The 18,227-nt window shown below is 69.8% G+C and carries 16 protein-coding genes; 9 read left to right on the forward strand and 7 right to left on the reverse strand.

Going from position 1 to position 18,227, the window contains the following annotated elements:
* Positions 1 to 14: 14 nt before the first annotated feature.
* Positions 15 to 857 carry an SDR family NAD(P)-dependent oxidoreductase gene (locus F4561_RS04295; protein ID WP_184574982.1) on the reverse strand — a complete coding sequence of 281 codons (843 nt, stop codon included), beginning with the start codon at positions 855 to 857 and terminating at the stop codon, positions 15 to 17.
* 163 nt (positions 858 to 1,020) lie between these two features.
* On the opposite strand from F4561_RS04295, the gene F4561_RS04300 reads away from it, so the two are divergent.
* Positions 1,021 to 1,845 carry a MerR family transcriptional regulator gene (locus F4561_RS04300; protein ID WP_184574984.1) on the forward strand — a complete coding sequence of 275 codons (825 nt, stop codon included), beginning with the start codon at positions 1,021 to 1,023 and terminating at the stop codon, positions 1,843 to 1,845.
* A gap of 494 nt (positions 1,846 to 2,339) precedes the next feature.
* Here F4561_RS04300 and F4561_RS04305 read toward each other — a convergent pair whose 3' ends face one another.
* On the reverse strand, positions 2,340 to 3,287 hold the full coding sequence (locus F4561_RS04305; protein WP_184574986.1) for an alpha/beta fold hydrolase: 948 nt from the start codon (positions 3,285 to 3,287) through the stop codon (positions 2,340 to 2,342).
* 10 nt (positions 3,288 to 3,297) lie between these two features.
* On the reverse strand, positions 3,298 to 5,061 hold the full coding sequence (locus F4561_RS04310; protein ID WP_312885573.1) for a GMC oxidoreductase: 1,764 nt from the start codon (positions 5,059 to 5,061) through the stop codon (positions 3,298 to 3,300).
* A gap of 334 nt (positions 5,062 to 5,395) precedes the next feature.
* On the opposite strand from F4561_RS04310, the gene F4561_RS04315 reads away from it, so the two are divergent.
* From F4561_RS04315 to F4561_RS04335, 5 genes are all read left to right on the forward strand, one after another.
* Complete coding sequence (locus tag F4561_RS04315; RefSeq protein WP_184574990.1) at positions 5,396 to 6,013, forward strand: DUF6230 family protein; 618 nt, start codon at positions 5,396 to 5,398, stop codon at positions 6,011 to 6,013.
* Positions 6,014 to 6,016: 3 nt separating this feature from the next.
* Positions 6,017 to 7,420, forward strand: a complete 1,404-nt coding sequence (locus F4561_RS04320; RefSeq protein WP_184574992.1) for a DUF6114 domain-containing protein — start codon at positions 6,017 to 6,019, stop codon at positions 7,418 to 7,420.
* Between the two features lie 84 nt (positions 7,421 to 7,504).
* Entirely contained in the window at positions 7,505 to 8,461 is a 957-nt protein-coding gene (locus F4561_RS04325) for a type IV toxin-antitoxin system AbiEi family antitoxin domain-containing protein (protein ID WP_184574994.1), read from the forward strand.
* Positions 8,462 to 8,612: 151 nt separating this feature from the next.
* The gene (locus tag F4561_RS04330; protein WP_184574996.1) at positions 8,613 to 8,981 is read left to right on the forward strand and encodes a DUF3817 domain-containing protein; all 369 of its coding nucleotides are present in this window, start codon (positions 8,613 to 8,615) and stop codon (positions 8,979 to 8,981) included.
* 320 nt (positions 8,982 to 9,301) lie between these two features.
* Entirely contained in the window at positions 9,302 to 9,931 is a 630-nt protein-coding gene (locus tag F4561_RS04335; protein WP_312885140.1) for a DUF1707 SHOCT-like domain-containing protein, read from the forward strand.
* A gap of 248 nt (positions 9,932 to 10,179) precedes the next feature.
* Here F4561_RS04335 and F4561_RS04340 read toward each other — a convergent pair whose 3' ends face one another.
* Positions 10,180 to 10,590, reverse strand: a complete 411-nt coding sequence (locus tag F4561_RS04340; RefSeq protein ID WP_184574998.1) for a hypothetical protein — start codon at positions 10,588 to 10,590, stop codon at positions 10,180 to 10,182.
* A gap of 304 nt (positions 10,591 to 10,894) precedes the next feature.
* Between F4561_RS04340 and F4561_RS04345 the strand changes: the two genes are divergently transcribed.
* Positions 10,895 to 11,500, forward strand: a complete 606-nt coding sequence (locus F4561_RS04345) for a dihydrofolate reductase family protein (RefSeq protein WP_184575000.1) — start codon at positions 10,895 to 10,897, stop codon at positions 11,498 to 11,500.
* Positions 11,501 to 11,796: 296 nt separating this feature from the next.
* Positions 11,797 to 12,447, forward strand: coding sequence for a DUF4352 domain-containing protein (locus F4561_RS04350; protein WP_184575002.1), 651 nt, complete (start codon positions 11,797 to 11,799; stop codon positions 12,445 to 12,447).
* Positions 12,448 to 12,493: 46 nt separating this feature from the next.
* Here the strand turns inward: F4561_RS04350 and F4561_RS04355 are convergent, their stop codons facing one another.
* The 3 genes from F4561_RS04355 to F4561_RS04365 all read right to left on the reverse strand — a co-directional run bounded on the left by F4561_RS04355 (position 12,494) and on the right by F4561_RS04365 (position 16,708).
* Entirely contained in the window at positions 12,494 to 12,958 is a 465-nt protein-coding gene (locus F4561_RS04355) for a hypothetical protein (protein WP_184575004.1), read from the reverse strand.
* 15 nt (positions 12,959 to 12,973) lie between these two features.
* On the reverse strand, positions 12,974 to 14,284 hold the full coding sequence (locus F4561_RS04360) for a C2 family cysteine protease (protein WP_184575006.1): 1,311 nt from the start codon (positions 14,282 to 14,284) through the stop codon (positions 12,974 to 12,976).
* Between the two features lie 216 nt (positions 14,285 to 14,500).
* Entirely contained in the window at positions 14,501 to 16,708 is a 2,208-nt protein-coding gene (locus tag F4561_RS04365; protein WP_184575008.1) for a UvrD-helicase domain-containing protein, read from the reverse strand.
* Between the two features lie 265 nt (positions 16,709 to 16,973).
* Between F4561_RS04365 and F4561_RS04370 the strand changes: the two genes are divergently transcribed.
* Complete coding sequence (locus tag F4561_RS04370) at positions 16,974 to 17,888, forward strand: NADP-dependent oxidoreductase (protein ID WP_184575010.1); 915 nt, start codon at positions 16,974 to 16,976, stop codon at positions 17,886 to 17,888.
* The last annotated feature ends 339 nt before the right edge of the window (positions 17,889 to 18,227 follow it).

Here is an 18,227-nt window from a genome sequence, read left to right on the forward strand (position 1 = left end):
CGGCAGTGCCTGTGTCAGGTGGTCTCCGGGTGGCCGGGAACGCCGAGGCGCTCCCGGAACCCCCGGGCGATCTCGGCGTCGCTGAAGTGCCCGGCACGCACGAGGCCGCTGAGCTGGTTGGTGACGGCCCAGTCGACGATCCGCGGGGCGTGCCGGGTGAACCGCAGCGCGCTTTGGCCGAGGCGGGTTGAGGCGACATCGCGTTTCGGGCGGGTGGCGGCAGCGGCACGGAGCACGGTCATAACGGTGTCGCGCTCCTTCTCGGCGGGCACCAGGCCGTCCAGCGCGACACCGGCGTCGCGAGATCGGTCGTGGATCGGGGTGTCGACGTAGCCCGGGTAGACGGTGGTGACACCGATACGCATGCCGTACTCGGCGCGCAGGCTGTCGGCGTAGGCGGTGAGGGCGCGTTTGGAGACCACGTAGGCGCCGGCGAACGGCACGGGCAGGCCGGCGAGCAGCGACGCGACCACGAGCACCCGGCCGCGGTCGCGGACCAGGGCGGGCAGTGCCGCCGCCGTCACCCGCCAGGTACCGAGGAGGTTGACCTCCAACGCGTCGTAGACGTTCGCATCGGGCTCGGCGCCCAGGTCGACCGCGGGGCCCACACCGGCGAAGTGGATGAGCCGGTCGAGTCGGCCGCCGAGGCGGTCGATGGCCTCGGGTACGACCTCGCGGACCTGCTCGCCGTCGGTGACGTCGCAGCCCAGGACACCGTCGTCCGGTTTGCGGTCGATTCCGATGGCGTTGGCGCCCAGATGGCGCAGCACGGAGAGGGTGCCACTGCCGAACGCGCCTGAGGCACCGGTGACGATGACCGCGCGTCCGGACAGGTTCTCCAGGGTGCCCAAGGCCATATGTGATCTCCTTCATGCGGATGGAAAAACGTTAACAACAGATATTGTCACAATGCAATGCTGAATTTTTTCCAGTGTCCGGACCAGGTGGGTACGGCGCTTCGCGGAAACCGATCCGGATCGCGGCAGCGACTACCGACCCCGGGATCCGTAGGGTGGGGGCATGGCCGAATACCGGATCGATGAGCTCGCACGGCTCGCCGATACCACCGTGCGCAACGTGCGGGTCTACCAGGACCGCGGGCTGCTCTCCCCGCCGCGCCGCGAGGGGCGGGTCGGGATCTACACCGAGGCCCACCTGGCACGGCTGCGGCTCATCGGCCAGCTACTCAAGCGCGGCTACACCTTCGCCAACATCGGTGAGCTGGTCTCGGTCTGGGAACGCGGCGGAAACCTCACCGACGTTCTCGGGCTGGAGTCGGCGGTGGGCGACCCCTGGACCGACGAGATCGCCGGCCACATCACCATGGCCGAGCTCCGCGAGACCTTCCCGGGCCAGGTGACCCCGGTGGCCCTGGCCCGCGCACTGCAGGCCGGCCTGATCGAGCGCGAGGGCAACCGGTTCCGGGTGCCCAGCCCGCGGCTGCTGCACGCCGGTGCCGAGCTCGTGCGTGCCGGGATCCCGCTGACGACGGTTCTCGACATCTCCGAGCAGCTCCAGGAGCGCATCGACACCGCTGCCCGGGACCTGGTCGGCACGGTCTCCGAGCACATCGTCTCCACCCACGCGCCCGACGGCATGCTCAAGGGCGAGGAGATCGCCGAAGTGGCCGCCCTGACCCGGCGGCTGCGCCCACTCGCCCAGACCGCCGTGGACGCGATGCTGGTCCAGTCCATGTCGCGGTACCTGCACCAGGCCCTGGGTGAGCACTTCGCCGAGGTCCTGGAGCACCTGCGCCACGAGGCCGAGAACACTGAGCAGGGAGATGCCGGCGCCGACGCGCACGACCCCAGCACCGGAACCGACCGGGAGGGCCTGCCCGCCTGACCGGGTGGGCGCGGCCACTCATTGCCTATCTTGAGGATTTTGTTCCTTCATGGCGCGTCGAGTTTCGGCGTTGTGGGGTGGTGGGGTGAGAGAGCGCTCGGTTTGGTGCCCATCGCTGCGGTGGGTGCGTGGTGGCGCGTCCGACGAGGGCGGCGAGAACGGTGGGGGGTCAGCCCGCTGTGGTCGGTTCTGGTGCCCGGTGGTGGCGCGCCCGACGACTGGGGCCTGGCCTGTGGCTGGGGCCCATCGGTCGTGGCCGTGGCACCAGACTTCGGGCGAAACACGGCAGAACGATCAGGTGTAGGTGCGGGTTCCGCAGCGAGAGTGACCGTGCGGACATGTTCAGCGCCGAAAATGTCCGCACGGTCACTCTCGCTGCGGCCCGCCGTCGCGTGCCCCACCACCGGGCACCAGAACCGATTACCGCCAACCCGCGCCATCCGCCATCGTCGCCGCTCCCGTTGGGCGCCGCACCACGTACCCGTATCACCGACCTAAGCTGCCCCGGCACCCGACTCGGCGACGCCGGCCCCGCACAGCTCGGCCAGATGTCCGGACACTACATCGGGTGCCTCCAAGGGCACCAGATGCCCGTTGTGGGGCAGGAACCGCACCCGCGCCTCGGGCAGCGCGCGCGAGAGGGCCCGTCCGTGCCGGGGCGGGATGAGCCGGTCGCGGCCGCCGGCGAGGATGGTCACCGGCACGTCCCGCAGCGGGCCGAGCCGTTCCGTCAGGTCGAGACGCGTCAACGGCGCGTAGAGGCCCGTGAGGCTCTCCGCTGGTGTCCCGTGGACCAGGTTCGCGCACTCGCGCACGCGCCGCGGATCGGCGCCCGACCCGAAAGCGGCGCTCCTGACCGCGGCCCGCACGGCCCTCAGGTGCGGCGGCACCAGGACGCGCATCAGGTCCACACCCGCGGGTAGGTGCGACAGCAGGCGCATCGCCGCGTGCCGGCCGCGCGCGGCGGCGCGGTCGGGTAGCGGGACCTCCGGGCGGCCCGGGTCGGGGCCGCCCGCCGACGTCGCGGCGAGCAGTGTGCCCGCGACCCGCTCCGCGAACAGCTCCGGCCGCGCGCCGGCCAGCGCCATGATCGCCATCCCGCCCAGGCAGTGCCCGCCCAGCACCAGCGGGCCCGAGGGCGCGTGCGCGTCGAGGACGCGCGAGAGATCCTCGCCGAGCAGGCCGACGTCGAACGGCCGCGTCCCCCGCGTGGAACCGCCGTGCCCTCTGTGGTCGAAGCGGATGATCCGAAGAGGAACGTCTGGAACCGACGCCAGGTGCGACGCCTGCGGGCTCCAGATGTCGGAGGAGAGCAGCCACCCGTGCGCGAGCACGACAGTCAGCGGGGCACTGTCGGGCCCCCGGGTGAGGACCCGCAGTTCGGCGCCGTCGCCGGCGCGGACGGTGCTGATCCGGTCGGTGGCGGAGCGCAAGGGGGTCATCGGGGCGTCCTCACGTGGCGTTCGGGTGTGGAGGTTTTTTCTCCGGGGAGACGACGTCCAGCGGCAGGCTCCGGGTGAAACGCAGCTCGCCGAACGCGCCCGCGGGCACGGCCGGGGAGTTCGGGAAGGCCGGCGCGACGCGCTGGTAGTCGGCGCCCGGGGCCGGGCGGGGATCCGGATCGCCCTTGTTCGGCCAGAACGACATGGCCCGCTCGGCCTGCGCCGTGATCGTCAATGAGGGGTTGACCCCGAGGTTGGCGGTGACCGCGGCCCCGTCGACGACGTGCACTCCGGGGTGCCCGAACAGCCGGTGGTACGGGTCGATCACCCCTTCCGCAGCGTTCCGGCCGATCGGGCAGCCGCCGAGGAAGTGCGCCGTCAATGGGATGTTGAAGACCTCGCCCACTGTACTTCCCGCGAAGCCGTCGATCTCGTCCGCCAGCCGCCGCATGACCTCCTCGCCCTGCGGGATGTAGGTGGGGTTGGGCTCGCCGTGGCCCTGCCGCGAGGTCAGCTTGCGCCCGCCGAGCGGGCCGCGCTTGGTGTAGGTGGTCAACGAGTTGTCCAGCGACTGCATCACCAGGCCGATGATGGTGCGTTGGGAGAACCGGCGGACCGAGAGGCTGCGCGCGAAGACGTAGGGGTGCCGCGCGGCCAAGCCCAGGAACTTCAGCCACCGGGGAACGCGCCCGCCGCCGGGAACCTGCTTGGTGGCGAGCAGCCCCATCGAGTTCGACCCCTTGCCGTAGCGGACCGGCTCGACGTGGGTGCGCGAGTCGGGGTGCATGGACGACGTGATCGCCACCCCCTGCGAGAAGTCCTCCGGCGGGTCGACCCGCTTGGTCATCGCGCCGGCCAGCGACTCCGAGTTGGTGCGGGTGAGAGTGCCGAGCCGGTCGGAGATTCCGGTGAGCAGGCCTTGGTCGCGCATCGCGTGCAGCAGGTGCTGTGTCCCCCAGGCCCCGGCGGCCACCACCACCTCGCGCGCGGTGAACGTGCGCGCGTTGCCCCTGCGGCGGGGGGCGTTCGTGGCCACGGTGTCCACCGCGTAACCGCCGCCCGCGTCGTCCGGGCGCGGGCGCAGCCGCTCCACGCTGGTCAGCGGGTGGATCTCAGCGCCGTCGCGCTCGGCGAAGTACAGGTAGTTCTCGTTGAGGGTGTTCTTCGCTCCGTGCCGGCACCCGGTCATGCACGAGCCGCACTCGATGCAGGCGCGCCGCTGCGGTCCGGCCCCGCCGAAGTAGGGGTCGCCCAGTTCCTGGCCGGGCTCGCCGCGGCAGTCGCCCGTGCCGTCGTTGCCGTCCCCGAAGAAGACGCCGACGGGGGCCAGATGGAAGGTGTCGCCCACCCCCGTGTCCTCGGCGACCTTCTTGAGGTGGACGTCGGAGGGGGTCATGGTGGGGTTGACGCGCACCCCCAGCATGCGGCGTGCCTGGTCGTAGTAGGGGGCCAGTTCGGAGCGCCAGTCGGTGATGCCGCGCCACTGCGGGTCCTCGAAGAAGTCGTCCAGCGGCTCGTAGAGCGTGTTGGCGTAGTTCAGCGAGCCGCCGCCGACTCCCGCGCCGGCCAGGATCATCACGTCGCGGAGCAGGTGGATGCGTTGGATCCCGTACATGCCAAGCCCCGGGGCCCACAGGAAGTTGCGCAGATCCCAGGAGTTCTTCGGCAGTGTCTCGGGCGTGAAGCGGCGTCCGGCCTCCAGGATCCCCACCCGGTAGCCCTTTTCGGTGAGGCGGAGGGCGCTCACTGACCCGCCGAAGCCCGAACCGATCACTAGGACGTCGTAGTCGAAGTCGTCCGCACCGTTGCGCGGGCCCGCGCCGTCGGCCGCACGCTCCGCGGAGGTGGTGGATTGGGGGTCCGATTGCGGGTTCTCACTGGCCACGGGGGTTCCTCCAGGCGTTTCGGCTATAGGGGGATGGGACCGATCCGTTACTGGTTTGGTGTGATGTACGACGCTTGGAAATGTGACATTAGATATTGTAATGTTCCACACTACTGCCGAGTAACTACGGCGGTTCACGAGATACCTGCGACGAGGGCAGCCCTTCGCCCTCCCCTCTGGGTCGGACACGACCCGCAGTCAGGTGCCCCCTTAAGGAGGATGAATGTCTGAGGTCTCGGCGGCCGAAGCGGCCTCCGGCGGTACGCGCTGGAAGCGTTTCGGCCTCGCCCTCCTTCCCGCGCTTGGCGCCGCGGGTGTTCTTGTCGCGCTCACCGCGCAGGGCAGCATCGCGGCCTCGTTCGCGGTCTCCGGCCAGAACTTCAAAGTGTCCGCCGACCAGCTCTCCGGAACCGGCTTCGCGCAGTACAGCGACGTCGCCACGTCGGCCGATGACACGCAGCACCCCGTGGCGATGTCGGTCATCGACGATGCCGAGCTGACCAACCTCTGCCAGTCGGTCCTCATGGACACCGCTGTGGGCGAAGTGACCCTGCTGGTGGAAGCGGGCCAGGGCGACACCCCGGTCACAGCGGAGAGCATGGTCATCGACGTGGAGCAGCTCTCCGGCGACGCCGAGTTCACCAACATGGAGATCGGCCGCGACGCCAGCACTCTGGAGAACGAGAGCGGCGAGACCGGGGAGGTCGGCGCCTTCGGGCAGCAGGCGGACACCGTGGAGATCTCCGGGCTGAAGCAGACCGCGTGGGCGGTGAACGCCGGGACGTTCAAGCTCAGCGGGCTGCACCTGAACGTGAAGCCCGGCAACCACGAGTGCTACTGATCGATGAGTAGACACGGACAGCGGCCGGGGCGCGGCGCCCGGGCGAGGGTGGTCTTCCGCAACTGGCGGAGGAGCCGGCCGTTCTGGGGCGGGCTCCTGGTGACGCTCGGCGGCGCCATCATCGTCCTGGCTCCGCTCGCCCCTCTTCCGCTTCTCATCCAGCAGGGCATCGCCGGGATCTCCGGCTATATCGTCGGGCTGCTCCTCATCGCGCTCGGCCTGCTGGCCTGGTTCCAGCCGATGCAGCGCAGCTTCTTCGGCATCGTGGCGATCCTGCTGTCGCTCGCCTCCTTCGTCACGTCCAACTTCGGCGGCTTCGTGATCGGGATGCTGCTCGGCCTGGTCGGCGGTGCGCTCGTCTTCGCATGGGTGCCCGACCGGCGCGCGCCCGCATCCACCCAGGGGCCCGAGGACGCCGTGCCGGAGCCAGCCGGCGGACCGTCCGACGCCGTTGACGGCGCGACCGCGCCGGACACGGCCGTGGAGCCGCCCGAGGACCACGACCGGAAGGACGACCGGAAGGCGGACCAGAGCCGCGACGGCGATGACGGGCAGGAGCCTCCCCGGATAGGAAACGGCGGGATGCTGCGCTCCATCGTCGCGCTGCCCATGGCACTGGCCCTGGTCTCCCCGGCGATGGTGCCCGCCGACGAGGGGCCCGGCTGGCCATGGGACTGGTTCCCCGATGACGAGGAGGAGTCGGAGGAGCCGGAGGAGCCTTCTCCCGACCCCTCTTCGGAGCTCCCAGAGGTGCCGTCTCCCGCACCGAGCGAGACCGGTGGTGCGGACGGCGACAACGACGAGGACGCTGACAGCGACAGCGAGGACCAGGACGAGGACGAGGAGGACGAGGAGGAGGACGACAGCGACAGCGAGTGCGAGTTCGGTGTGGGCGACGAGTCGGTCGCCAGCAGCGAGGAGGAGTTCCTGGAGGCGGTGCAGGCCTGCCAGGACGCACAGGAGGACGACGAGCTTCCGGAGGTCGACTCGACCGAAGCCGAGGGCGACTTCAACGCGGCGACCGTGCCCATGGGACTGACCTCGGACGAGCAGACCATGTACGGCGCCAAGTTCGAGGGCGTGGTCGACTATCCGACCGCCGAGGGCACGGAGCGCTACCTCAAGCTCTCCATGGACTCCACCGAGTTCACCGGCGCCGAGCAGTGGTACGAGCTCGGTGACTCCAGGACCACGCTGGCGCTGCCAGGAATGACGTTCACCGGCGATGTCGTCATCCACGTGACCGAGATGCACGTCCGGATCCTCGGGATCCCGCTCACCTTCACGCCCGACTTCCCGCCCCCGTTGCTGCTGCCCGTCATGTACGTCACCGACCTGGAGGCAAAGCAGCCCCTCGCCCAAGCCAACGAGGTGGTCATCGACGGGCTCGACCAGCGCGTGGAGTAGTGCGCGGCGCGGGCGAGGGCCGCACTGTCCACAGCGGCAGGTCTTCCGTTGTTCCGGGTGCGCGTGCGCTGGACCCTGGAAGACATGCCGGACCTCTCCAGCGCGCACGCGCTCGCCAGATCGCAGCACGGGGTCATCACCCGCGACCAGGCCGCCGAGTGCGGAGTAGCTACGCGGCAGGTCGATCGTCTGGTCCGCGCCCGCACCTGGCGGCCGCTGCGCCCCGGTGTGTATCTGGCGGATGGCGCGTCCGTCCCGGCGCTCGCGGCGCGAGTCATGGCCGCCCAACTGGTCTACGGCCCGCGCGCTGTCGCCGTCGGTCCCACGGCTGCCCGGCTGTGGCGGCTGCAGGGGCTGCTGTACGGCCCGGGGCACGAGACCGTCCACCTGTCCATCTCCAACCGCCCCGGCCGGCGGTCCACGGGGATCCGGTTCCACGGGTGGACCGTCACCCCCGAGGAGGTCACGCTGTGCGGGGGTATCCGGCTGAGCACCCCGGCCCGCACGCTGCGCGACACCGTACTGCTGACCGACCGCTACAGCGCGGTCAGCGTCGTCGACTCCGCGCTGCAGAACGGGCTGGTGACCGCCGGTGACCTGCCCTGCCTGGCCGCCGCCAACGCTGGGCGCGTGGGCGCGCGCCAAACCCGGACCTGGTGGGAACTCGCCGATGGCCGCGCGCAGAGCACGTTCGAGACCCGCATCCGGCTTATCTGCCGCGACGCCGGAATCCCGCCCGAGACCCTGCAGTACCCGGTCTACGACAGCAATGGCGCCGTTGCCGGCCGGGCCGACCTCGCGTGGCCGAGCTGGGGCGTCGTCGCCGAAGCCGACGGCGCCGGCCCCCACGCGCTGCCCACCGCGCTCTATACCGACCGCCATCGCCAGAACACCATCGTCAGTGGGCGGGAGCGGCTGGTGCTGCTCCGCTTCACCTGGAGCGACCTGCAGCACCCTCGCGAGATCGTCGCCATGGTCCGCGACGCGCGCAGTACCGAGCACGCCCCGCACGTGGCGGACCCGTGCTCCCGTCGCGCGTGAACGAGCCGGCACGCCGGCGTCACCGCCAACGGATGCGCCCGAACTGTGGCGGTGACGCCCCACCCCGGTGCGGGGTCCCGGCAGCATTGTCGGAGACTGGGAGCGGTGCCACGCCACCGCCTTATCCCCACCCTTCGAAGAAGGAGATCCTGTGCCCACCTATGTGCTCCGAACGTTCCGGGTCATCGCCGCGGTCGAGGCCGTCACCTGGGCCGGGCTGCTGGTCGGGATGTTCGTCAAGTACGTGGTCGTGCACAACGAGACCGGGGTGCAGATTTTCGGCCCTCTGCACGGCGCCGCCTTCATCGGATACGTGGTGCTGGCCCTCGTGGCGTGGCGGGTGCTCGGCTGGGGCGGGTGGACCACCGTGCTCGCGCTGGTCGCCAGCGTCCCGCCGTTGACCACCGTTGTCTTCGAGCGCTGGGCGACGCGCACCGGGCGCATCGATCCGGCGAACCGCGGTGGGAATGCCAACGCGGGTGGCGCGCGGCAGCGCGGAACGGCGCCAACGCGGGGGTGAACCCCGCCCACGCGAAGCTGGCGGCTCAGGACCCTGCCGGGGCCCGTCCTACCCCGGCAAGGTCCTCAGCCGCCCTCGTGTCCCGGGCGGTACGAGCGTCCTCGGTGTTGGTCTCGGGTTGCGGTACCCGCGCTCCGCAGCACCGAATTCCCCTGTAGAGATGGAATTTCCGCTGAGCTGCGGGGGATTGTGCTCACGTGCGCCAACGATTGGCGACCCTAGCAACGGGTACCGACAAGCTGTCGGATCCGTGACATGCAGGATGCCAGTGGAGCCCGCCCGAACTACGATGTAGGGAGCGTACTGAGAACGGGAGAGTTGTGAGCCGAGACGAGGCGAGCCGCCGGATGCGGATTTCGGACGCCGACCGCGACCGGGTGGCCAGCATCCTACGCGAGGCTGCGGGCGAAGGGCGCCTTACGCTCGACGAGCTTGAGGAACGGCTGGAACTTGGCTACCGTGCGCGCACCTACGCCGACCTTGAGCCGCTCACCGCGGACCTCCCGGTACAGCGGTCGGCCGCGTCATCGTTATCGCCCACCGTGCCCGCATCAGTGAGTCGGCCTGGTGCCGGGCATCCGTTGCACCTCAAAGCCAAGGCCGGGACTATCACGCGCCGCGGCAAGTGGCGGGTGCCCAGCCGGATCGAGGTCAGCAACCCCTATGGCGACACCCGACTGGACTTCCGGCACGCCACTCTGCTGAGCGACCTCGTTGAGGTCGATGTCGTGGCCTCATGGGGTGACGCCAAGCTCGTTCTGCCTGAGGGCGCCACCGCCGAGATCAGCGTCGACACGTCCTGGTTCGGCAGTGTCGACAGCCGTGTCCCGGAGATTCCCGCACCGCCCGCGCCGCACTTCCGGGTCGTCGGCAAGGTCAAGGGCGGCGCGTTGAAGGTGCGGTACAAGATGCGCATCGAAGACTGGTTCGACTGGAGCTGCGACTACTAGGGGTAAGGCTTCCGGATCAGCGAGCGGGAGTCCAGGAAATCTCTCGCACGACGGTTCGCGCAGCACATCCTGGTTGGCTGGGCAAGCGAAATCGGCTTGCGAGATGCCCCTACTGTGCACTACTCCGCACGCTCCGCAGCTTTGCACAGCGGGGCCCTGCTTATCGGCCGCGAGCCCGAAACGGTTCGCCGAACACTCCCTAGCCACGTACTGGTCGTGCGGCTTTCGCTCCTGGGCAATCCGCAAGGTCAGTGGTGGGTTCGGCCCTCCGGCCGGACCCCGCGGGCGGTCAGGGTGAGTTCGTGGTCCTCGAACCGGCGCGGGTCGAGCCGCACCGAGACCCCGACACCGCTGTCGACCAGCCAGAACGCCAGCCCTTCGGTGCGGTAGCCGGGCCACTGCCCGTTCTGGAACGGGCGGAGATCCCACTCGTCGGGATCCTGCTCCTCGTACTCGGTGATGAAAGCGCGCAGCGCCTCGACACTGGTCAGCCGCTCGCCCCGGAGCACGTTCAGTTTGAGATCGACCCGGTAGCCGCCCTCGCTGGTGCGGTGCTCCCACACCCGCGACTCGAAGGCGACCCCCTCCCACTCGGTGGAGTAGTCCGAGACGAGCCCGCCGACCCCGTTGGGCACGTACCCGACGGAGAACCCGTCCACGCTGCCTCCTCCCGGGCCGGCTGTCCCGCCCATGATCGGCAAGGACCCGGACACTACGAACACGACAACCAGGAGTACCCGACGTAGGGTCCGCATGCACACCTCCGCTGAGTCGGATGAGTTCGCGGCATCCGGCCAGAAGCCGCGAACTCATCCTGCGGAGGCACGCCCCGTCCGCACCAGGCTGATCCGCCTCCTGTGGAGAACGCCAGTGAAACGCGGACCCGGTGTGTTCCGATGAGTTTCCGGTGGGCGCCGGGTCTATATTGCGAGACCTATTGACCGTGACGGTTGGGAGAGCGGAATGCGCATCGTGTTGAGTGACTTCATGAGCCTGGACGGCGTAGTACAGGCTCCGGGCCATGAGAAGGAGGACACCGACGGGGGCTTCGCCCACGGAGGCTGGTCCATGCCGTTCTTCGACCCCGAGGCCATGGGGCCGGCCCTGGACGAGGCGATGTCGGCCACGGAGGCGCTGCTGTTCGGGCGGCGCACGTGGCAGGTCATGGCCGCCGCGTGGCCCGGCCGCGCCGGCGACCCGTTCGCCGACCGCATGAACGCGTTCACCAAGTACGTCGCGTCGAGCACCCTCGCCGAGTCGGACCTGCGGCAATGGGCCAACTCCGTTCTGCTCCCGCCCGGCGACGTTGTCGGAGCCGTCACCGGGCTACGGAACAAGAAGGGCGGCGACCTCCAGGTCATGGGCAGCGCCAAGCTCGCCGAGACCCTGGTCCGCCACGACCTCGTCGACGAGTACCGGCTGATGATCGAGCCCGTCCTGCTCGGCGGAGGCAAGCGGCTCTTCCCCAACGACGGAGAGGCGCGCCCTCTCAAGCTCATCTCGGCGACCACCACATCGACCGGCGTGCAAATCTGCACGTACCGGCCCGCTGACCGCGGCACCGCGTAGCCGCGCTGTCCGGGGCGTCGCTAGCGCTCCAAGCGTCATGCAAGCGCTTGCGGGGGAGGGTATTCCTCCCCCGCCCCGGACCAGGCGGATCAGCGTCCTGCGGACGATGCGACGCGCCGCCGGTACGTGCCCGAAAGTTACCCTGATTTGGGTCCGAGTGCTCTGTCCTGGAAGAACCACCCAGTGTGAGGATGGTTATACGCTCGCCGCCGCCGTGCCGCGATCCCCGGGCCGCCGCGAGGCGCACAGGGGAGTATCAGACACGACCCCGGCCACAACCCAGGCAGGGCGGAACAATGAAAAACTGGCAGATCGCGCTCGTCGCGGCAGGTGGGGCGCTGTTCACGCTGCTCATCTCGGGAGTGCTGGCCGTAGCCACGGCACTATACGCCGTGCCGGTGTTGCAGGCAGCGGGCGAGCCCGCATCGGAGTCCGAATCCTCGCCGGGAGAATCGGAGGAACCGCCACCGTCGGCGCAGCCCGCGGAGCCGGGTGAGGATCCGGCGGAGCCCGCCGGGCCCGGGGCGGCCGATGTCGACATCGCCGACTTCGGCGGGCTGTCGGGCGCCGACGAGGTGTTCGAGGTGCGTGTCAACGATGCCTACATCGACGATGACGGTACGGTCACCGACGGTGCCGGGTTCTCCGAAACGGCCCCCGAAGGCATGGACTACGCCGTGTTCAACCTGCACATCACCAACATCTCCGCTGAGCCCGCCGCGTGGGACGGCTTCGACCATCTCGCCACCGGCGCCAGCGGGGACACCTACGCCAACGACACCGACGCGGAGTTCGCGGCCGCCGACGACTACTTCCCGAGCGAGACTCTCAATCCCGGTGAGTCAGTAGAGACCGACGCCATTTTTGCGATCCCGTCGGGGGAGAGCCTCACCGAGGTCGAACTGAACTCCACCTACGGGGTCACGCCGGTGACACTGGTTCCGTGACAGTCGCGGTCGGTCCGGGCGGGTGCCGCCCATCACGGGGCGCCGGTCACTCCTCGGGCGGGGTGACCGTCAGCCGCACCGAGCCGGTACCGCCTGCCTCGTCGTCCCCACCGGCGTCCGGGTCGGAGTTCTCGATCTCCTCGAACGTGATGGTGTACCCGTTGTCCAGCGTGACGCTGTCGTCCGCCTCGCCGCTGACCTTCTCGGGATTGTCCTCGTCGATGCCGGGCCCGCTGCCGATCGAGACATCGGCCTCGCCATCGCGGGTGGAGACCACCCCGATGCGCAGGCCGTTGACGGTGGCCTGCTGGGTCTGGCCGATGATGGCGGTCTCGCCCATGGAGTCCGGTTCGGGTGAGGGGTCGTAGGTGGGACGGTCGGTGTCCACGGACTCCATGGCGGGCGGGCCGTCCGGCTCGTCGCCCTGGCCGCCGCACGCGGCGGTCGGGGCGAGCAGGACGGCGCAGAGGAACGCTGTGCGCCATGGGCGTGATGTGGAGCTGTTGGGCATCTGGTTCTTTTCCGTTCAGCCGGTCGGGGCGACGTCGACTTCCCGCATGAACTCGTTGAACTCGTCGATGGTCAACGTGGCATGGCTGTGCCCCCAGGGGTTGGTGAGCTCCACCTTGCCGTCGTTGACCTCCTCCACGACGTAGACGTGGCGCTCGGCCAGGTCGCCGTTCTTGTAGGGATCCTTGCCGTCGCCCTCCCTCAGTGAGGCGACGGTAACCGCGTGCGGGTCGTCACCCTCCAGCCAGGAGTTGAGGTCGGCCTCCGTCACGTCCCCGGCGTCGATCTCCTCGGCGTCGTTTCCGGTGACCATCTCCAGGGAGTCGGCCGCGTTGCCCCCCTCGGTCTCGCCGTAGCTACCCTCGCGCTGAGCGTGCGCCTTCTCCAGGATGGCGGGCCACATGACGCCTTCGTGTCCCGGGTCGGAGAACACCGCGCCGCCGCTGTCGGCGTCGACGACAATGTCCGGCGTGACGGTGACCGACTCGCCGTCGCCGAACGTGACGGTGTAGGTGCCGTTGGAGTTCTCCTGGATCATGTCCTTGATCATCTCGGGGTTCTGGTCGGCGATGGCTCCGGTGCCCGCCAGCCACCAGCAATTGCCCAGGCTGCCCTGGTCGAGGTCGTCGGAGCTGATCTCGCCGTCGTCGCCGTAGAGCTGGCCGCCCTCGACCTCGCCCCATGTGGGGTCGTAGTCGACGTCCTCGTCCTTCTTGGCGTCCTCGGCCTGGTTGACGTCGTCGAAGTCGGGTCCGACCTGAGCGGGGGCGATGTCCTGGAGCCGGCGCAGGGTGTCGAGATCGGCCCTGCGCAGCGTGAGATCACGGACGTCGTCCTCCGAGAGGAGCTCCCGGATCTCGTCATCGCTCAGACTCCAGTACAACGCGCGGAGCTCGGCCGGTGACATGTCGTCCATGATGTCGCTGGGATGGTCGGGGCCCCACCACCAGTCGAAAAGGCCCGAGTTCAGGTAGTCGCGGATCTCCTGGACCTCGTCCTCAACGGCTTCGAGCTGCTCGTCGCTGGGCCGCGATGTGTTGTCACCCTCGCTGTCTTCGCCGTTCTGGCCGGGGCCCGGCCCCGTGTGGTCATCGGAGTTGGCGGCGGGGGCATCGTCGCAGGACTCGTTCTCTGCTACCTGGCAGAGGGCGCCGTCGATGAGGTCCCGGACCTCGGTGTTGACCCCGGTGGTGAGCACCGCCGCGGTGATTCCGGCGACCAGCGCGAGGCCCGCCGCGTACTCCGCGTACCCGGCCCCGCGGTCCCCGAGGGACGGTCGGTCACCGGTGTCCGATGCCGATTCCGGGGGATGGGGGGGAAGGAGCACGCAGCACGGGAGAACACGTCATCGGATGCCACACCGTCTATCAGGGGAAGAACGACCCGGGGTAGCTGTCGTTGTGCGACAAACCTAGGGATCGACGCCAGAGGCGGCGTGAGTCCGTGGACCCAATTCAGGCCCAATCCGCGGATGCCCGGGCCCACAAGCGAGCGCGGCACTCTCTGCTGTGCCGTGTCCGGGGCCGTGAGGCCGGCGCGGGGCTCAGACCGGCAGGAACGGGCTCGGCTCGCCGTGCCAGCTCACGTAGAGGGACTCCCGTGCCCGGGTGCAGGCGACGTAGAGCAGCGACCGCTGGGCGTCGATGTCGGCCTGGTGCTGGTGCTCGTCGAGCTCGGCGCTGGTCACGTGGTCGAGCTGGGGGAGGGCCTCGGCCGTGGCGCCGAACACGGCCACGGCGCGGAACTCCAGGCCCTTGACGCCGTGCATCGTCGTGACGCGAACGCCGTGGGCGGTGTCGTTCACGGAGTGCTCGCGCGGGTTGAAGGTCGAGGCGGGCAGGGAGCGGGCGCGCAGGTGCGCGGCCACGGCGTCGCGGAGCCGGTTGGTGCGGGTCGTGACGCAGATGTCGCCCGGGGCGATGTCCTCGGCGAGCCAGCCGCGGACCCGCTCGGCCAGGGCGTCGAGTTCGGCGGGCTCGTCCGCGGCTCCCCTCAGCTCCGGGGGCGGACCGCTGAGCACGGAACGCAGGGAGCCCTCGGGCTCCGGCTCGGACTCGCCGAGCTCCTCGATCCGCTGCCCGTCCATGATCCCGTCGGCCCAGCCCAGGATCTCCTTCGTGGTGCGGTAGTTGACCCGCAGCGGGAACGAGCGTCCGACCACCCCGATCCCGAGCTGCCGGAAGGAGACCCTGCTGTCGTAGATCCGCTGCCGGTTGTCCCCCGCGATGAACATGTCGTTGGGCCCGGGGGTCACGGCCGCCCGCAGGGTGCGCCACTGCGCCGGGTGCAGGTCCTGGGCCTCGTCCACGACCACGTTCGTGTAGGGCTTCTCGGCGCGCTCGCTGAGGATCCGGGCGGCCTCGACGTGGGCCTCCTCGGCCGGAAGCTGCTTGCTCTGGCGCATCATGGCGCGGGCGTCGCTGATCGCGTGCCAGACCGCGCGGCGCTGCTCGACGGTCAGCGGTGTACTGCGACCTCGGCGGGCGTCAGGGTCGAGGTAGCCGTCCAGGGTGCCGATGCCCTGCGCCATGACCACGTGCCGGTACTCGGAGAACAGGAAATCGGGGGGCCACGGCAGCTCGTGGCGGCGGCTGAAATTGGCGAAGAGACCGCGGGTGTCCAGGCGCAGCCGGACGTCGGGGCGTTCCTCCTTGACCAGGTCCAGGGCGAGCTTGTCGGCGGTCACCACGTCAACATCCTCGACCAGCTCGGCGGGCAGCAGGAGCGAGAGGTTCCGCCGGAGCGACTCCACCAGCGCGTTCGTGAAGCTGGTGAGCAGGATCCGGCCGCCCAGCGGCAGATTCTCGGCCAGGTGCTTGACCCGGTGCAGGGCGACGACGGTCTTGCCGGTGCCGGGGCCGCCCGACACCTTGGCGGGCCCGTTGAAGCGCGGCCGGTAGGCGAGGTCGCGCTGCTTGGGGTGCAGGTAGATGCGCCAGGCGTTGAACTCCCCGGCCAGGACGTCCTCGATCTCGCGGTCGTCGTTGACCACGATGACGCGCTCGCGCGTGTGCCGGATGGCGGCGTCGTAGTCGTCGTGGGCGACGGTGCCCACAACGGGGCGGCGGGGTGCGACGATCTCCGCGAGGACGCGCTCCACCGAATGGCCCTCGGCGAGCGCGGAGAGGACCTCGTACTGGTCCTGCGGCAGGGCCGGCTCCCAGTCGCGCAGCTCGCGCACGTCGCTCAGCGACCGGCAGAAGTCCCGGATCTCCGGGTCGACCCCCAGGCGCCCCAACTCGTGCTCGCTCACGTGGTCGAAGAGCCCGCGGTCCCGGACCGCCTCACCGCGCTCTTCGGGAGCCCCGACACCGGTGCCGCCGGACTCCTCTGGTTCGTCCCGGCCCGTGGTCCCGGGGACAGGGGCGGCGTCCGCGTCGACGTTCTCGACCTTCTCCAGAGCGGTGGCGTCGCGGCGCTCCAGGGTGCCCATGACCGAGTTGACGTCGTGGCGCTGGTCGCTGGCCCACTCCTCGGCGCGTTCGCGCGGGAGCAGGTGCACCAGCAGGTAGGTCTCGCCCGATTCCGGCGCCAGCATTACCCCGGTCCAGGTGTCGCTGATCCGGAAGGTGCGGACGCGCGGGTCCTGGCCCGCCGGCAGTGCCTGGATCTGCAGGTCCGGATGGGCGAGGAGGGCGTCGAGGGAGAGCTCGCGGAACTTGCGGGTGGCGGCCTTCAGGCGTTCGCGAGTCGGCTGGTCGAGCTTCTCGTACTGCGGCAGACACGTCGCGTCGATGGCCAACTGGGGCATGAGCCTCCTTCGTGTCGCGCTCGCGTGACGATCAGCGGCCGCTCGTGCACATCTCCTTGCAGCCTTTCCCTGATGTTGTAACAGATGGTGACGTCAATACGACCGGAATCGGCCAATTTCTGGTTATTCACATCTCACTGCCGCGGATACGGCTGTGCTGGAGCCGCGCCGTCGGGTAGCCCTCTCCCGGAGCGCCGGAAGGAATCCGGTCCGCTCATCCGATATTCGTGGGCGCACGAGTAGAGCCGATTAGGAGTGAGGCACCGTGAGGGCGATTGTGTACCGAAAGTATGGCGGGCCCGAGACGTTGGAGCTCGCGGAGGTGCCGGAGCCGAAGGTGGGCCCCGACTCCGTGCTGGTCGCGGTGCGCGCCGCCGCTGTCAACCCGGTTGACTGGAAGCTGCGTGAAGGATACCTGGACCCCGTGCTCGACACGATCTTCCCGGCGACCCCGGGCTGGGACGTCGCGGGGGTGGTCGAGAGCACCGGGGTCTCGGTGCCCGAGTTCACCGCGGGGGACGAGGTCATCGGGTACGCCCGCAAGGACGTCGTGCGCGACGGCACCTATGCGGAGAAGGTGGCGGCTCCCATCCGGGCGCTCGCCCGCAAGCCGGCCAACCTCACCTGGGCCCAGGCGGCCGGACTGCCGCTCGCTGGGCTTACCGCTTACCAGTCGTTGCGCACCCTGGGTATCACCGCCGGGGACACTGTCCTGGTCCACGCGGCCGCGGGCGGCGTGGGCTCGTTCGCGGTGCAGCTCGCGCGCGACGTCGGTGCGCGGGTCATCGGCACCGCCTCCGAGCGCAACCACGCCTTCCTGCGATCGCTGGGTGCCGAACCGGTCAATTACGGCGCGGGCCTCGCCGAGCGAGTACGGGAACTGGGAACCGTGACAGGGGTTATCGACACCGTTGGCGGTGAGGCGCTGGAGGCTACCCGGGAGCTGGGCATGCCGGGAGAACGGATCGTCTCGATCGCCGACCACAGTGTCACCGGGCTCGGCGGAAGCTACGTGTTCGTCCGGCCCGACCCCACGGACCTCGCAGCGCTGGTCGACCTGGTCGAGACGGGCCGGCTGACGGTGGAGGTGGCCGAGTCCTACCCGCTGGAGAAAGCGGCCGACGCGCAACGCCGCAGTGCTGAGGGGCACACTCGCGGCAAGATCGTTATCGAGGTCTGAGGAACGCGCCTCGTTGGCCCGGCGGACCGCGCTCCGCCGGGCTTTTCTGGTGCGGCGCTTGCGGGATCGCCGATTTCGATGTTCGGGTGACAATCATTGGTGTTGAGCGGGTAAAGATGCGGCAAAGGCGCGCCGGCGGCGGGATCATGTAGGAGGGGGCCGCCAGTGGGGTGACAGGTGGGATCGTGCGGCGATCGGCGACTCAAGACGAGCACCGGCCCGGCGGAGGCGGCGGTGGTTCTTCGGGGACCACCGTTGCGCTGTCACCCGTCGCCGGCCTGCCGTGCCACCGGTCGCCATACGGCCAGTGGGACACCGGTACGGAGGGCGATGGTGCCC

It is taken from the genome of Lipingzhangella halophila, from assembly GCF_014203805.1.
GTDB lineage: Bacteria > Actinomycetota > Actinomycetes > Streptosporangiales > Streptosporangiaceae > Lipingzhangella > Lipingzhangella halophila.

Coding starts and splice junctions, on each gene's coding strand:
- F4561_RS04305 (WP_184574986.1), bottom strand. CDS start 3,287: ATGACCCCCTTGCGCTCCGCCACCGACCGGATCAGCACCGTCCGCGCC.
- F4561_RS04355 (WP_184575004.1), bottom strand. CDS start 12,958: ATGCCCAACAGCTCCACATCACGCCCATGGCGCACAGCGTTCCTCTGC.
- F4561_RS04315 (WP_184574990.1), top strand. CDS start 5,396: ATGTCTGAGGTCTCGGCGGCCGAAGCGGCCTCCGGCGGTACGCGCTGG.
- F4561_RS04320 (WP_184574992.1), top strand. CDS start 6,017: ATGAGTAGACACGGACAGCGGCCGGGGCGCGGCGCCCGGGCGAGGGTG.
- F4561_RS04365 (WP_184575008.1), bottom strand. CDS start 16,708: ATGCCCCAGTTGGCCATCGACGCGACGTGTCTGCCGCAGTACGAGAAG.
- F4561_RS04345 (WP_184575000.1), top strand. CDS start 10,895: ATGCGCATCGTGTTGAGTGACTTCATGAGCCTGGACGGCGTAGTACAG.
- F4561_RS04300 (WP_184574984.1), top strand. CDS start 1,021: ATGGCCGAATACCGGATCGATGAGCTCGCACGGCTCGCCGATACCACC.
- F4561_RS04295 (WP_184574982.1), bottom strand. CDS start 857: ATGGCCTTGGGCACCCTGGAGAACCTGTCCGGACGCGCGGTCATCGTC.
- F4561_RS04350 (WP_184575002.1), top strand. CDS start 11,797: ATGAAAAACTGGCAGATCGCGCTCGTCGCGGCAGGTGGGGCGCTGTTC.
- F4561_RS04325 (WP_184574994.1), top strand. CDS start 7,505: ATGCCGGACCTCTCCAGCGCGCACGCGCTCGCCAGATCGCAGCACGGG.